The organism is Planctomycetia bacterium, from assembly GCA_034440135.1.
Lineage (GTDB): Bacteria > Planctomycetota > Planctomycetia > Pirellulales > JALHLM01 > JALHLM01.
Genome location: JAWXBP010000150.1, coordinates 1 through 14,687 on the forward strand (window position 1 = coordinate 1; position 14,687 = coordinate 14,687).

General features: G+C 60.7%; 16 protein-coding genes. 5 read left to right on the forward strand and 11 right to left on the reverse strand.

Features of this window, described 5'->3' with window-relative positions:
* Window positions 1-285 precede the first annotated feature (285 nt).
* From SGJ19_08600 to SGJ19_08630, 7 genes are all read right to left on the reverse strand, one after another.
* Complete coding sequence (locus tag SGJ19_08600) at window positions 286-1,770, reverse strand: sigma-54 dependent transcriptional regulator (protein MDZ4780297.1); 1,485 nt, start codon at window positions 1,768-1,770, stop codon at window positions 286-288.
* A 506-nt stretch (window positions 1,771-2,276) separates the two neighbouring features.
* Window positions 2,277-3,089, reverse strand: coding sequence for a DUF4142 domain-containing protein (locus tag SGJ19_08605; GenBank protein ID MDZ4780298.1), 813 nt, complete (start codon window positions 3,087-3,089; stop codon window positions 2,277-2,279).
* 268 nt (window positions 3,090-3,357) lie between these two features.
* On the reverse strand, window positions 3,358-3,558 hold the full coding sequence (locus SGJ19_08610; GenBank protein MDZ4780299.1) for a hypothetical protein: 201 nt from the start codon (window positions 3,556-3,558) through the stop codon (window positions 3,358-3,360).
* A gap of 33 nt (window positions 3,559-3,591) precedes the next feature.
* On the reverse strand, window positions 3,592-4,008 hold the full coding sequence (locus tag SGJ19_08615) for a phage holin family protein (GenBank protein MDZ4780300.1): 417 nt from the start codon (window positions 4,006-4,008) through the stop codon (window positions 3,592-3,594).
* A 20-nt stretch (window positions 4,009-4,028) separates the two neighbouring features.
* Window positions 4,029-4,208 carry a hypothetical protein gene (locus tag SGJ19_08620; protein ID MDZ4780301.1) on the reverse strand — a complete coding sequence of 60 codons (180 nt, stop codon included), beginning with the start codon at window positions 4,206-4,208 and terminating at the stop codon, window positions 4,029-4,031.
* Entirely contained in the window at window positions 4,205-4,651 is a 447-nt protein-coding gene (locus tag SGJ19_08625) for a hypothetical protein (GenBank protein ID MDZ4780302.1), read from the reverse strand. The genes SGJ19_08620 and SGJ19_08625 overlap by 4 nt, the downstream gene beginning before the upstream one ends.
* A gap of 247 nt (window positions 4,652-4,898) precedes the next feature.
* Entirely contained in the window at window positions 4,899-5,414 is a 516-nt protein-coding gene (locus SGJ19_08630; GenBank protein MDZ4780303.1) for a ferritin-like domain-containing protein, read from the reverse strand.
* Window positions 5,415-5,891: 477 nt separating this feature from the next.
* On the opposite strand from SGJ19_08630, the gene SGJ19_08635 reads away from it, so the two are divergent.
* The 3 genes from SGJ19_08635 (at window position 5,892) to SGJ19_08645 (ending at window position 10,004) form a co-directional block, all read left to right on the forward strand.
* Window positions 5,892-6,062 carry a DUF1328 domain-containing protein gene (locus SGJ19_08635; GenBank protein ID MDZ4780304.1) on the forward strand — a complete coding sequence of 57 codons (171 nt, stop codon included), beginning with the start codon at window positions 5,892-5,894 and terminating at the stop codon, window positions 6,060-6,062.
* Window positions 6,063-6,274: 212 nt separating this feature from the next.
* Window positions 6,275-6,772, forward strand: a complete 498-nt coding sequence (locus tag SGJ19_08640) for a CsbD family protein (protein ID MDZ4780305.1) — start codon at window positions 6,275-6,277, stop codon at window positions 6,770-6,772.
* A gap of 223 nt (window positions 6,773-6,995) precedes the next feature.
* Window positions 6,996-10,004 (forward strand): PAS domain S-box protein, encoded by a 3,009-nt coding sequence (locus SGJ19_08645; protein MDZ4780306.1) that lies wholly within the window; start codon window positions 6,996-6,998, stop codon window positions 10,002-10,004.
* A 9-nt stretch (window positions 10,005-10,013) separates the two neighbouring features.
* On the opposite strand, the gene SGJ19_08650 is transcribed toward SGJ19_08645, so the two are convergent.
* The 4 genes from SGJ19_08650 to SGJ19_08665 form a co-directional block, all read right to left on the reverse strand.
* Window positions 10,014-12,089, reverse strand: coding sequence for a CHASE3 domain-containing protein (locus tag SGJ19_08650; protein MDZ4780307.1), 2,076 nt, complete (start codon window positions 12,087-12,089; stop codon window positions 10,014-10,016).
* A 231-nt stretch (window positions 12,090-12,320) separates the two neighbouring features.
* Window positions 12,321-12,689 carry a response regulator gene (locus SGJ19_08655; protein MDZ4780308.1) on the reverse strand — a complete coding sequence of 123 codons (369 nt, stop codon included), beginning with the start codon at window positions 12,687-12,689 and terminating at the stop codon, window positions 12,321-12,323.
* A gap of 225 nt (window positions 12,690-12,914) precedes the next feature.
* Window positions 12,915-13,286 (reverse strand): Hpt domain-containing protein, encoded by a 372-nt coding sequence (locus SGJ19_08660; protein MDZ4780309.1) that lies wholly within the window; start codon window positions 13,284-13,286, stop codon window positions 12,915-12,917.
* Window positions 13,287-13,406: 120 nt separating this feature from the next.
* Window positions 13,407-13,757, reverse strand: a complete 351-nt coding sequence (locus SGJ19_08665; GenBank protein ID MDZ4780310.1) for a hypothetical protein — start codon at window positions 13,755-13,757, stop codon at window positions 13,407-13,409.
* A gap of 297 nt (window positions 13,758-14,054) precedes the next feature.
* On the opposite strand from SGJ19_08665, the gene SGJ19_08670 reads away from it, so the two are divergent.
* Window positions 14,055-14,255 (forward strand): hypothetical protein, encoded by a 201-nt coding sequence (locus SGJ19_08670; protein ID MDZ4780311.1) that lies wholly within the window; start codon window positions 14,055-14,057, stop codon window positions 14,253-14,255.
* Between the two features lie 42 nt (window positions 14,256-14,297).
* Window positions 14,298-14,687 (forward strand): hypothetical protein (locus SGJ19_08675; GenBank protein MDZ4780312.1); only part of this gene is annotated, 390 nt, incomplete at its 3' end.

A 14,687-nucleotide genomic window follows, 5' to 3' on the forward strand; every position in this document is an offset into this window, starting at 1 on the left:
GAAAACAACTGCATCTCGACCTGCGTCCGATGCGGACGATTGACACGCGCCGTCCGCGGAGTGTTTTCAGTAATCATCCCCACGTTTTAGCGCCCCGTCTCCTTTCGCGGAGAGGCTGTGAATCTATTGTCGGCGAGCAACACGAGACGTCGTAAGTCGTTAATTCACGTCAATCCAACCGACGTAAAACAACGACTTATGTCGCGTCATTGCTCGCAACATTGATTTATTCACAGACTAGGAGCGAAAGGCGACGATGGCACGGCATCAAAGACCACGCACTACTTAACCGTGGCCGTTACCGAAATGCGGCGCGTCCACTTCGTCCGCGCCATGCTCGGTTTGTACGATCTGGCTGACGCTAATGCCGAGGGCTCGGAGCTTAGTCCGCAAGCTACCTCGAGTGATGCCGAGGATCTTCGCCGCGGTGGATTGGTTGCCGTGCGTATGTTCCAGCACCGCCGGCAACAGGGTGCGCTCCATGCGCTCGACCGTTTCGGCGAACAGATCGGTCGATCCGGCCTTCAATCGTTCCTGCACAAAATGGGACAGCGAATCCACCACGGTCGGCGCCGCTGTTTCGCGATGTTGCTTCACTGGGACTTGGGTCACGGAGCCGGGAATGTTTTCCGGCAGCAGCACCGGACCTTGCGTCTGCAAGATCGCCTGACGGACGACGCTTTGCAGTTCGCGGACGTTGCCGGGCCAGGAGTAGGCTTGGAAGACTTCCATCGCCTGGGGCGACACGCTATAGACCTGCTTCCGCATGGCGTCGGAATACCGGGCCACAGCGTTTTCCACCAAGAGCGGAATATCTTCCAGACGTTCGCGCAGCGGCGGAATGCGAATGGTGAAACCATTCAAACGATAAAGCAAGTCCTCGCGGAAATGCCGTGTGGCGACCAACGCGTCAAGATCACGGTTCGTGGCGGCAATCACGCGGGTGTCGACGGTGATCGTCGAATTGCCGCCGATGCGTTCGAATTGTTGTTGCTGCAGCACGCGCAGCAACTTCACTTGCACGGGCAGCGAAGTGTCGCCGATTTCATCCAGAAAAATGGTGCCGTTCGTGCAATGTTCGAACTTGCCGATGCGGCGCTGATCGGCGCCGGTGAACGAGCCCTTCTCGTGCCCGAACAGTTCGCTCTCCAGCAAGGTCTCATGCAGTGCGCCGCAGTTCACAGCCAGGAATGGGCCTTTGGAGCGGCGGCTGTGTTGATAGATCGCGCGGGCGACCAGCTCCTTGCCGGTCCCGCTTTCGCCCAGGATCAGCACGGTAACGTCTTGATCCGCCACGCGGCCAATCGACTTGTAAACTTCCAACATCTTCGGGCTGCGGCCCAACAAGACGTCGGCCTGCGGCGCCGAAGATGGGAGCGTCGGCAGATCGACCGGCGTGGTCATCAGCCGGCGGATTTCCCAGGCGCTTTCGACGACCTTGGCGAGCGTCTCAACATCGAGCGGCTTGTGGAGGTAATCGTAGGCGCCCCCTTTGACGGCCTCGATCGCGGCATCGCTGCCGCCGTGCGCAGTGATGAAAATCACCGGCAACTTGGCATCGCGCTCTTGAAGTTCGCGGAACAGATCCAACCCATTGCAATCGGGCAACAGGAGATCAAGCAGCACCACGTCCGGCGGGTTCTCGAGGAACTCGGCACGCATGGCGGATTCGTTGGCCGCCACGCTGACCTTCCAGCCGTTGGCCTCCAACACATGGCGCGCCAAATGTTGCACCGCCCGATCATCATCCACTACCAATGCCCGACGCATGGCGCGCCTTCCACTCAAGTCGCTGGCAAAGTCCTTTTTCTCGATTGTCATCATGGCACTGTCCCAATTACAAGTAGCGAAATGCGTGATGCGGCAATTCGCGGCAGGTGGTGGAAAGTAACGGAGAGATGCCGCCGTGCGGCGATAAGGTCGAGATGTCGGCCTGAGCCAGTTCTGCAGGGGAGCGAAGTCCGCTAGCGCTGCCGAGTGGTCGCTCGTCGACTCCATGGGCAGCGACGGGACCATGACTACGCACTTCGCGTGCCCGACGCTTACGGGCTTTGAATCGGCAAATTTGGGGCAAAACGGGTGGTCTGAAGGGAAAACAGACGAGCATCGACCCACCCAATTTATGGGTGTGTGGCCGCGAAGCGCTCAGGTTGATTGCCATTCGGTCATCGACCAAGGGAGCATCGCGCATAAAAGCGGGGAGCCGCAATCCGCATCGACGCGGAAATACGGCTCCCCTGCACCACACGCACTACGCTTTGATTTCGCGCGATATGCTACCGGCTGGTGGTACCGCTCGTGGCGGGCGTATCGCCGTGGTGCTGGCTGTCCAGCGACTTAAGAATCTCTTTCGCGTGATTGAGATGCTGCTCGGTCGTCTGAGCGGCCTGCGCCAACGTTTCCTTCATCTCCGGCGAGGCGTGGCGTTCCAAGACTTTCAGGCCGACCAGCATGTGCTGGTGGGAAAAGACTTGGGCGGCCATGTAGCAGCGATCGACTTCATTGGCCGGCTTCGCCGCCAGCTCTTCCTGGGCGCTGCGAATGCATTCCTGAGCGATTTCGCGCTTGATGGCGACGAAATCCGCTTCGTTGCTTTCGCGGCGTTCCGTGCGGGCTTCGCGGCGTTCCGTGCGGCGTTGTTCGCCGTTAGGCTCGTCGACCTGCACGTTTACATCCGCCTGGCCGGCGCCGGCACGGACATTGACGTCCGCCGGCTGGTCAGACTTGGCATTCGTCGCGCTCAGATTGACTTCCTTGGCGCCGAATTGTCCCAGCTTTTCGAGCATGGCCTGATGATCGCGGACCATCTGCTGGGCGAATTGCTTGGCCTGGTCGTTCTGCAGGCGCTGCGCGGCGAATTCAGCGACCTGAATTTCCGCACTGTTGTCGATCGCCAGGCAGGTGGCGAACATCGCGTCTTTTGTGTTGGCTTCGCGGCGGCCCTCGCGGCGGGCTCCCTCGCGTTCACCCTGCTGCCGTTCTGTGGCGGCCGGTTGGCGGCGCTCCGTCTCCGTGTTCGACTGCTGGGCGAGGGCCATTCCGGCGCTCAAGGCAATCGAACCCACGGTTAAGGCTGGCGTCCATCTCATGATTGGCTCCTTCTTCGCGCTACTGTGGCGCTTCAAGTGTTCCTGTGGTCGGCGAGGGATTCCTAGGCATCTTTGATGCCAAAGACTCCCGTAAGAGAAAGTGCGGGCGGTGATTCGATCAGAATGCGTAAAACACGCATAACTTGCGGGCAAAGTGCGGGGTTATTCATCTCGCATGCATCCATGTTCGCGAAAGTTTTTGGCGAATGGTGTTTGGAGTGTCGATGAATTGACCGCCTTGGTTGTCCGCGATCCAACGGAATGGTCTCTACCAAGGCTTCAGCTTCCAGCCGAGAATGAAGCCGACGCCGAGGCACACCAGCGCAGCGTGCGCAGGGTTTTGTTTCGCGTAGCAGCTCATGTACTCGACGAGGTCTTCTTTCACGTCGACCGCTTGCACGCGCGGCGCATTGGCTTCGCGGCGAGCATTTTCCAGAGACTGCGATTTCGTCGCTGATGTCGTAGACATGGGAAATTATCTCCTGAACATGGTTGAGATCATTCAATCCGGGTAATACTCGTCGTCCTCATTATCTTCCGAGGGGGACGAGACGTGCCAACTGGCAAACACGCTGCGCAGGTTTTGTCTGGCTTGCAGCCGGGAACGCGGCAACCAGACCTCGACGGCCCAACTTCGTTTCGCGGCGAACCACAGAGCGCCGGCGAAAACCACGAACGCCACGCCAGCGACAGCCAGCGCATTGGCGACGGGCCAATCCATCGCCTGTGCGAGCACAACGACGCCAGCGATGATCGCCAGCGGCAGGCCGATGACGAATGCGGCGCCAGCGAGGGCAAATAACAACAGGCTGCGACGCAATTGAATCGCCAGCTCGCCCAGTTCGAGCTGTAGCAATTGCCACTGCAAGGCGGCGAGCTCTTCCGCGTCGCCGGCCCAGTCGCGGGCGCGTTGTAACAATCTTTGAGTTGGTCCCGCACTCATTTTCGCCAGCCCCATTTTACGAGTAGGCCGATGGCAAAGCCCGCGGCGACCGCAATGCCCAATTTGACTTCCGGCCGCTCCAACAATTTCGGCGTGGTCGGCGACGGTGCAGCTTGGACGCGCGTCTCCCGCGCCAAGCTGCGACGATTCTCGGTAGACCATCGAGTGCGAATCATGGCATGTAGTCCGACGAATAAGGCGACTCGGCGTACAAGGGCGGATTGCTGTGTCCGTTCTGAACCGCGCCCGGTGACGACTGTGCCGCACGGAAACGGGCCAACGCCCAGGCGGCGCCGACGGCCAACGCTTGTTGGGCAGCACGCCGCGCAGCTTCGGTCGCGAGCCGGCCGATGAGCCCTGACGAACGCGTCGCGGTAACCGAAGAAGACGCGAGCGTAGCGGGGGCCGTCAGGTTTTCCTTCTGTCGCCGGTTCGGAACGAACGCGTAGCCGACGGCGGCCGCCAAGCCGCAGGCGAGCCAAGGATGCGCTTGCACATGCGTGCGCCAATCGGTCCAGCGCTCGCGCGCTTGATGGCACGCTTGCGCCTCGCGCCGCAACTGCGCGCGGAGCGCCGCCATGCGATCTTCGACGATGTGCGGTGATTCGGTCGTTGACACGAGAGCCTCTGCGAAGTGGTGTGGAAGTGAATTAAGCAGAACTCGGCGTGTTCAACTGCCGCCAAAGAGCATGTACAAGATCACGACGATGGGTAGTGGAATGCCGATGACCCACAGGGCGGCCCAAAAAAGTCGACTTTTCACGTGTGCGATTCCGTTTACTGAGGTGCGGTGGTGGTCGTGCGAAGCGGGTCGCAGCGCCGCGGACAGCCGTGTCCGCAGCGCTCGCTGGCCCGAGATTTTGGAATTAAGCTTCGGCTTCGACGGCCTCGGCGTTGATTTCCGATTCGGCGAGCTCCGTCAGCGACACGTCGGCGTTCTTCTCTTCTTCCAGCGTTTCGCCGAGGAGCGTGCCGGCGCCTTCGAAGCCGAGCAGCTTGGCGAACGTGGCGGCAGTGCCATAGCCGGCGATCTCATAGTGCTCGACGCGCTGAGCGGCGGAGATAATCGCGGCGTCCAGCACGGAGTCCGCGGCCTTCCCCTTTTGCTTGACGATTTCTTCGCCTTCCTTCAACAAGCCTTCCATCGCGGCGCACTTGTGCCCCTTGGGCGAAACGCCGACTTCGTCGCAAGCTTGCTGCAGTCGCTCCACGTGATGTTCCGTGACGGTGAGATGCTCTTTCAGCGCGGCTTGAAGTTTCTTCGACGTGGCCGCTTTGATCATTTCCGGCAGCGCTTTGAGGATCTGTTGTTCGGCGCTGTAGAGGTCCTTCAATTCGAGCGTAAGCAGGTCTTGCAGCGTGGTGAGGGTTTTGGCGGCCATGATTGGCGCTCCTGGCGATGGTAGGTGAGGCGATGATTCGCTTCGTTCATTGATGGCCCAACGGGCTGACGCGATTCGAAGATCGCAACCGGCGTGCCAGAAGGGCGAGCGAAGTTCTACATTGAATGTGATGCAGGAAAGTAGCCGGCAGACGCGATGCGCTAAGGTTTGCGCCCAGCGATTTGAGCGCCGGCTTACCGTGGTGGTCGCATAGCGACCACTTGAGAAGTTCGAGTATTTCGCTCAACCGACGCAATTCACTGGATGTGAGCCCTCACCCGCACCAGGGACAACGGAAAATCACGTCATGAGCCTTGTATCTTGGAGACCAGCAGCGATCCGCCATGCTCGACGAAGTCTTTTTTCCGCGAAAGGCGGAAACCTCGCGGTCCGGCACGCCAAGTGCATTTGCTGATACTCGCCGGCGACGAAAGACTCGCCACAAGCACTCGCAAATTCACACGAAAGGGTTTCTTTATGTTGCACTGGGCACTGGTCTTCCTGGTCGTGGCGTTGGTCGCGGCGCTGTTCGGATTCACGGGCATCTATGCGGCGGCCTCCGGCATCGCGCAGATCCTGTTCTTCCTGTTCATCGTGTTGTTCATCGTGAGCTTGATCAGCGGGGCGGTCTCTCGCAGATCTCCTTAGTCGGATCGCTCACCCAGGGCCCGAACTGAGCATGCGACAGGAATGCATTCCATCGCAGAAGTTCATTTCGGCCCTGACCGTTCACCAGGCAGCACCCGGCGATTTCTGTTGTTTTGTCACCCTGTGTGTCCCGGCTCCGGGTGCTGCCTCGGTGTTTAAGAATCAAACGCAACTTCACACGCCAGCCATAAATTCAATTCAGGAGTACGGCGATGATTGATCAAGCAACCCTTCAAGGAAGCTGGAACCAGGTGCGCGGAAAGCTGCGCGAGAAATGGGGACAGCTCACCGACGACGACCTCGCGCGGTTCGACGGCAACGTCGAACAGCTCGTCGGCAAGATTCAACGCAAGACCGGCGAGGCCAAGCAAAGCGTCGAGCACTTCCTGGAAGAGCTGAGCAATGGCAGCGCATCGGTGATGCAGCGGGCCGAAGGCTATGTTCACCAGGCCGCGGAGCAAGTCCGCGATACGACGCAACGCGTCCGCGACGGCGTCGGCAATGGTTATGCCAAGGCCGAGGGCATGGTGCAGTCACGTCCCGCCGAGAGTGTCGTGGTGGCCTTTGGCTGCGGGCTGGCCGTAGGCATCGGCGTCGCTCTGCTGCTGGGACGTGACCGACCGTCGGACACCCTCTGGAACCGCTCGCGTGAAACAGGCGAAGGCCTTGCTCGGCGCATGGTAGATGCCGTGGCTTCACGCTGTTCCTAATCGAAGACTAAGAAAATTCACGAAGGCGGCCGTGCAATCAAAGCACGCCCGCCTTTTTTCATGCGCGAATTTTGACCAATCCTGATCGCCTGGACGGCAAGTCGGACACGGGTGCGCTAGTAACAAGACTGCAAGCCAGATAACATATCGTTGTACCCATGTCAGGCGCCCCGCGGCGATTTTTCTCTGCTTCGATCACCCCGTTACAAGAAGCCGCAGCGCTATGCAGGACCGGAGTTCTTGGGGTGGAACCGGCTTCCTGAATCGCTACGGCGTGGCTGCCGTGGCTGTCGCGCTGGCGACGGTCATTCGGCTCTCCATGGACCCAGTGCTCGGCACGCGGTCTCCATTCGCGACGCTGTTCTTCGCCGTATTGATTGCCGCTTGGTACGGCGGCCTGGGCCCGGCGCTCTTTGCCACAGCCATCGGCGGTTTCGCGGGAGCTTGGTTCTGGCTGGCGCCGCGTCACTCACTCTGGATAGAGGGGACGGAAAACCAAGGCGGGCTGGCACTGTACCTGGCGGTAGTGCTCGGCATCTCGTTGATCGGCGGCGTGATGCGCCGCGCGCAGGGCCAGGCTCAGCGTTCCGCGGACGATGCGAACGAGCAGCGCGAAAACCTCCGAATCACGCTGGGCAGCATTGGCGATGGCGTCATCGCGACCGATGCGGCCGGTTTAGTGACAGCGATGAACGCCATCGCCGAACAACTCACCGGCTGGACGATGGCCGAGGCCACGGGGAAGCGACTCGCCGATATTTTTCGAATCGTGAATGAGACCACGCGCGAGACCGTCCAAAACCCGGTCAACAAGGTCCTGGCGGAAGGGCGGATCGTGGGCCTGGCGAATCACACGTTGTTGATCGCCAAAGACGGGCGCGAACGGCCGATCGACGACAGCGCCGCGCCGATTCGCGACGCGTCGGGACAGATCATCGGCGTGGTGCTCGTCTTTCGCGACGTGACCGAACGCCGCCATGCCGAAGAAGAACTGCGCCGCAGCGAACAATTGTTGAGCGACTTCTTCGAGAATGCCAGCGTCGGACTGCATTGGGTAGCGCCGGATGGAATCATCCTTCGCGCCAATCAGGCGGAACTCGACCTGCTGGGCTACACGCGGGAAGAGTACGTCGGCCGCCCAATCGCTTTTTTCCATGTCGATCCGGAAACCATCGACGGCATCTTGACGGATTTACGAGCGGGAAAGCTGCTCAAGAACCGGCCAGCGCGAATGCGTACGAAGCAAGGAACGATCAAGGATGTCTTGATCAATTCCAGCGTGTACGTGGAACACGGGAAGATTGCCCACACGCGTTGTTTTACGCTGGACGTGACCGAGCGTTCCCGCGCGCGCGAAGTGGAATCGCTGCTGGCGGAGGTGGTGACGTCTTCCAACGACGCCGTGATCACCAAGACCATGGAGGGCGTCGTTACTTCTTGGAACGCGGCGGCCGAGCGGATTTTCGGATATGCCGCGGAGGAAGCGGTCGGTCGTTCGATCACGATGATCATTCCGCCGGAATTACAGCATGAAGAGGCACTTATTCAGGCACGACTGCGTCGCGGAGAACGGATCGAACACTTCGAAACAAGGCGTATCGCCAAAGGTGGCCGCGCGCTCAACGTCTCATTGACGATTTCACCCGTGCGCGACGCGGGGGGCAACGTGATCGGGGCGTCGAAAGTGGCGCGGGATATCACCGACGGCAAGCAAATCGAAGCTGCGCTTCGCGACAGCGAGGAGCGGTTTCGCACGCTGGCCGACAATATCCCCCAGTTCGCCTGGATGGCCGACGCGCAGGGTTCACTCGTTTGGTACAACCAGCGCTGGTTCGACTACACGGGCACGACGCTCGACGAGATGCAAGGCTGGGGCTGGACGAAAGTGCATCACCCCGATCACGTGGAGCGCGTCGTCGCCCACGTCTCTCATTGCTGGGAAACCGGCGAAGTCTGGGAAGACCTGTTTCCGCTGCGCGGGGCCGACGGGCAATACCGTTGGTATCTTTCCTACGCGATTCCCATCCGCGACGAACAGGGTAACGTGCTGCGCTGGTTCGGCACCAACACCGACGTTACGGATTTGCGCGAAGCGCAGGAGGCGCTGCGGCAGGCGGACCTGCGGAAAGACGAGTTCTTGGCCACGCTGGCCCATGAATTGCGCAATCCGCTCGCCCCGGTGCGCAGTTCGTTGGAAATTATGAAGCACGCCGGCGCCAACGCGGAACTGATCGAGCAAGCGCGGTTGACGATCGATCGGCAGATGTCGCACTTCGAGCGCTTGGTTGACGACCTGCTGGACGTCTCGCGCATCACGCGCGACAAGCTGGAACTGCGCGTGGCCCGCGTCGAGTTGGCCTCCGTCGTGCATCAGGCCGTGGAATCATGCCGGCCGTTGCTTGAGCATCAGGGACACGACTTTGAAATTGCGCTGCCGGATAAGGCGATCTATGTCGATGTCGACGCGGTGCGCCTCGCGCAAGTGCTGAGCAATTTGCTCAACAATGCCTGCAAATACACGGACCGCGGCGGACGGATTCGGCTTTCGGCTGCGACGGACCGTGGCGACGTGGTGATCTCGGTGAAGGACAACGGCCAAGGCATCCCGGCCGAGATGCTGCCCAGCGTATTCGAGATGTTCACGCAGTTGGTCCGGACGGTGGAACCATCGCACGGCGGGCTCGGCATTGGCCTGACGCTGGTGCGCCGGCTGGTCGAAATGCATGGCGGTACGGTCGAAGCGCTGAGCGAAGGGCCCGGCAAGGGAAGCGAATTCCGCGTGCGCCTGCCGCTCGCCAAACCCGAGGAAGCGACTCCCGTTGCGTTGCCGGTCAAAGACGCGTCGCGGCAAGACGTTACGCAGGCGACCAAGCGAATTCTCGTCGTGGATGACAACCGCGATGCCGCGCAAACGCTCGCCATGTTGTTGAAACTTTCGGGACATGAGACGCGGCTCGCGTTCGACGGTCTGGCAGCGCTCGAAGCCGCCAAAGAGTTTCGGCCGGAGTTGGCGTTCGTGGATATCGGACTACCCAAGCTGAGCGGCCATGAAGTGGCGCGGAGGATTCGCGACGCCGACTGGGGCGCTTCGATGTGTCTCGTCGCCCTCACCGGTTGGGGGCAAGAGGAAGACCGGCGCAAGTCGAGCGAAGCGGGCTTTGACCACCATCTGGTCAAGCCGGTGCATCACGACGATCTCGTCAAGTTGCTGGCATCGCTCAATTCGCATTAAGCGTCGGCGCTAGAACCGTGGCATCTGGCCGATCACGCGGAGCAAGTCTTCCTTGCCGACCGGCTTTGTCACATGATAATCGAAGCCGACCGCCTGGGCGCTTTGGCGATCTTCGTCTTGGCCATAGCCCGTGACGGCCACCAGATAAACTGCCGCCAGCGCGGCGTCGGCTCGCATGGCCTTCGCGACGTCGTACCCGTTCATGCCTTCGGGCAGGCCGATATCACAGAGGACGATCTCCGGCTGGAACGATCGAGCCAACTCCAAACCGGCGTCGCCGTTGCTGGCGGTTCGCACTTGATGTCCGCACAGTTGCAGGATCTTCTCCAGCGGCATCACCGCGTCACGGCGGTCGTCAATGATCAACACGCGCCGCGGTCCCGCGTTGGGTACGGACGACGACGGAGGTTCCGGAATCGGATTCAAGGATCGTGGTAAACGGATGACGAATTGACTACCTCGGCCGAGGCCTTCACTTTGAGCGGAAATACGCCCTTCGTGCAAGGTGACGAGGGCCTGAACGAGCGCCAATCCGAGACCCAGCCCGCCACGGCTCCGTTCAGCGCTGGTATCGGCCTGCACGAATGGCTGGAAAACGCGGGCCAGCATGGCGGCATCCATGCCAATGCCTTGGTCCGCCACAACGATTTCCGCTGAATCAGTCGCTTCGTCCACCCGGAGCGTGACCAATACGTGGTACGGACCGTCGCAAAACTTGTAGCCGTTGTGAATCAGGTTGGTCACCGTTTGCGCAAGCCGCGTGCGATCGCCCCAGACCCAGACTGCTTCGTCCGGCAACAAGACGTCGAGGTCGCATCCCTCGACGAGCTGACTTTTGCGGTAGTCTTCGACGGTCACCCGGATGAGTTCTCGCAAGTCGAGGTGCTCACGGCGCAGGCTCAGTTTGCCCCGCGCGAAGCGCGAAGTATCCAGCAAATCGTCTACCATCCGTCCCATGTGCTTGGCTTGCCGCTCGATCACTTCCTGCATGGCGGCCGCATCACCCTCTGGTCGCAGCACGCGCAATACTTGTACGCCGGAAAGAATGCCGGCCAGCGGATTGCGCAGCTCGTGGGCCAACATGGCGAGAAAGTCGTCCTTACGCCGTTGGCTTTCCAGGAGCGTCAATTCGGCGCCGCGCTGCTCGGTCACGTCGCGAAACACCAGGACCGCGCCGAGCAGGGCGCCGTCGGCGTCGCGAATCGGGGCGGCGCTATCGTCGATGGCGCGCTCCACGCCATCGCGGGCGATCAGTACCGTGTGATTTGCCAGCCCCACGATTTGGCCTTCGCGGAGGGCCCGCGTGGCCGGGCTTTCCACGCGTTCCCGGGTCGTCTCGTTGACGATGTCAAATACCGTTTCCAGCGTTCGGCCCGCGGCGTCTAGATTCGACCAGCCGGTAAGTTTCTCGGCCATGCCATTCAAGGTATGAACGCGACCGCGGGCGTCGGTGGTGATGACGCCGTCGCCGATGCTGAACAGGGTCACGCGCAGTGCTTCGCGTTGTTGATGCAGGTCGTCCGCGAGGGCTTGTCGGGCGGCGAGCTCGTTCCGCAGCCGATAAAACGACGCGCCGGCGATGCCAATGCCGAGCACCGCCGCGCCAGCGCCCATCAGCGCCGCCCGCTCCAGCGAGTTGACGATGGCGTCGCGCGCATCGCGCAGTCGCGCCAAATCCAGCGCCTGGCGTCTCGCCACGACTTGGCGAATCTCGTCCATCACTTGCCGGCCTTCATCCCTTTGAATGACCGCCATGGCATGATCCTGATCGCCGGCGTCCATCAAGCGAATCGTTTCACTCAACTCCGCTTGTTTTCGCCGGATAAGTGCCGTGAATTCCGCGAACCAGGTCGCTTGATCGGGGCGATCGTCGTTGCGTTCCCGCAATTCCGCCAGAGATGTCGAAAGTGTGGACGAAGCGGCGAGATAGGGTTGCAGGTACTCCGGACGGCGCGTGACTACGTAACCGCGCTGGCCGGTTTCCATGTCCTGAACGAGTGAGAAGGTGTCACGTAGGGAGCCAAGAAACTCCACGAGATCGCTGGCCTCGTTCCCTTTCTCGCGTACAACTTGGACGCTGCTCATGGCTGTCCAGGCGCTCGCCAAAAACATCAACACAGCCAGCAGATAACCTAACTTCACATGCGGCGGAACGGTCCCGTGGCGTCGGGGAACGTCCGTACTCAGTGTCGAAATCAACGCTTCCATCGATCGATTCGCGCAACGTGTGAACGACCGAAGCAGTCGGTCGAGAATCAGCCACGGCGCGACCCACCGCCCTGCGCGCCCCCAATCGTCGTCTGGACGATGTGCATGTTAAGCCGGCGCGACTAACTCGTCCACAAGCCGCAGCAACTCGTCCGCGTCGAAAGGCTTCGACAGCACGCGCTCCGCTCCGGCTTCGACGGCCGGGAAGACCTTGTCAATCGTTGTGAAGGCCGTGACGAAGATGGCAGGCAAGGTGGGACTGACCGCCCGAGCCCCGCGTAGCACATCCACGCCGGTCATATCCGGCAATTGGTAGTCAAGGATGGCGAGGTCGTAGGAATTCACGGCGGTCAGTTCCAGGGCTCGTTCCCCGTTCTCCGCGGTGTCGACCGTACACTGGCGACGCCGCAAGACCGTTTTAAGAGCTTCGCGTGCGTATCGGTCGTCGTCCACGACGAGCAATCTGGTAATCGCCATTTTGACCCTTTATCTCCCGCAATGAGTCGCGCGCGACTCCGCTGATGTTTTCGGAACTACTACCCCTAAGCAAACTCGGTGCCGCTCGGATTGCTAAGCGGCAAATGAACGCAAACCGCACGCAGGAAGCGGCATTTATTCAAACCGCTAGATTTCCAGCGCTTGCGATCGCAGCATCGCAGGTCGAATTTCGACCAGTCAGGATAGATTCGGTTCAATCTCGTGCTATACGTGCGATTCGGAGCCGTTCGCGGAATCGAGCGCCGCGTAAGGAAGGAGCTCCGATTTGAGTCGAGCGGTTTCTTCCGAAAGTTCGGGCAGTACGGCCCGGGCCTTGTTGAGATTGGCTTGTCGGCCGCACTCCTCAATGCACTGCGCTTTCGAGACGACCGTGGCAGCGCTAAAGGTGGCCGCCAAGCCCTTTAAGCTGTGCGCCGCGCGTTCGACACGCTGGGCTTCCCCGCGAAGATTCCCCTCGGCGATTTCGCCTAGCAGCCCGTCGACATCTTCGACAAAGCAACGGGCCATCGCGCAAAACAGCGCTTGATCGTCGCCCAACCGTTTGAGGGACTCGCCATAGTTAAAGCAGGTAATCATGGGAAGGCTCGGAGGTTTGCCGCCGGACGCTGTGCCATCGCGCCGGCGGTCGCGATCGGTTCGAGTCATGAATTATGGCTGCATACCGACTTCCAGGGAAAGTCGGCCAGGGTCGGAGGACTACGTGACGTGAACGAGGTCGGGCTCGACGTTCCACTCGGCCAGCTTCGTGCCCAGTTCCAGCATGCATTCCGCGGCGACGATCAGGTGCAGCGCATGCGCGTTGCCACGGGCCTCGGCCAACCGTTGGGTGGTGTTACGGACGTCGGGATCGGCGAAATCTTCGGGCGAATCGATGATCTGCGCAAAGATGGAATGGCCGTCACTCGTGGCTTGAATGTCCGGGCGTGCGCCGTTGATCTCGGCCGGGGCCGTTGATCCTACGACGCCTTCGGCGCAAACCTGAAATCCGTCGTCGACGTACGTTTGTGCCCAACGCTCAACCAACTCCTGATGCGAAATCCGAATCATGGCTATCCCTTCGAGGTGTGAGGTGCGATTGATAACAGCGAAATCAAATAGCATTTCGCGTGCCGCCCGTTGTTGACGCGCGCAAGGCATGAGATTGGCGAAATCTCGGTAACAGAGTGGTCGGCAATCCGCCAAGCTGATTGCCGCAGCGCCGATTTCGACTCTGCTGCTCATGACCAGGGGAAGTACGGCGAGAAAGTCCGCCATTTCTTCTTGGCACGAAGTTTGCGATCTCGGGGCGATAACCAAAAAACTTGCCGCTTTGGCGGCGATCACGCACTACAAGGAACCACTCCCATGTCGCATGAAACACTGCAACGCCGGATGCAAGAAGTTCGACGCCGTTGGTCGACGATGGAACGACGTCAACGCGCGGAAGTCTCGCGTCGCCGCTGCGCCGCGCTGCTGGCGAAGTTCGACACGCCGGCCAACGATCCGCTGGCAGTCTGGGCCGCCGGCGCCATGAGCTTGTCGGACGTAGCTAGAATTGCCGGATAGTTCTACTCGTATGCATGAGCGCTCCACACAGGAGGCAGGAAGATGAGTCTCGATTCCACGCAGTCGTTCGATGAAACGACGCCGATTTGGGATGCTCCGGCCAAGGCGCCGGTTGATGAGGAGTTTCCGCCGAAGTTGCCCGAGCCGCCTGCGCCCGCGCGACTTGGCTCTGACGCGCTGACCAAATTGCGCGAGCTGTTTGCCTGCCTCAGCCAGCCGGTCGCCGGGAGCGGCGTGCTGGCAATGTTGAGCGAACCGCGGACCTTCAAGGCTGGCGGTACGACCCGGGCCTCAATGGCCGAGCTCTGCGGCTACGCTTCGGAGTTGGAGTTCTTTAAGGAGTCGCAACCGATCGCGACGAAGGATTCCCATTCCTGGTTCGCCACGTCAGACAAAGTCCATGGCGGCTGGGTGATCTGGTGCGACCAGGAA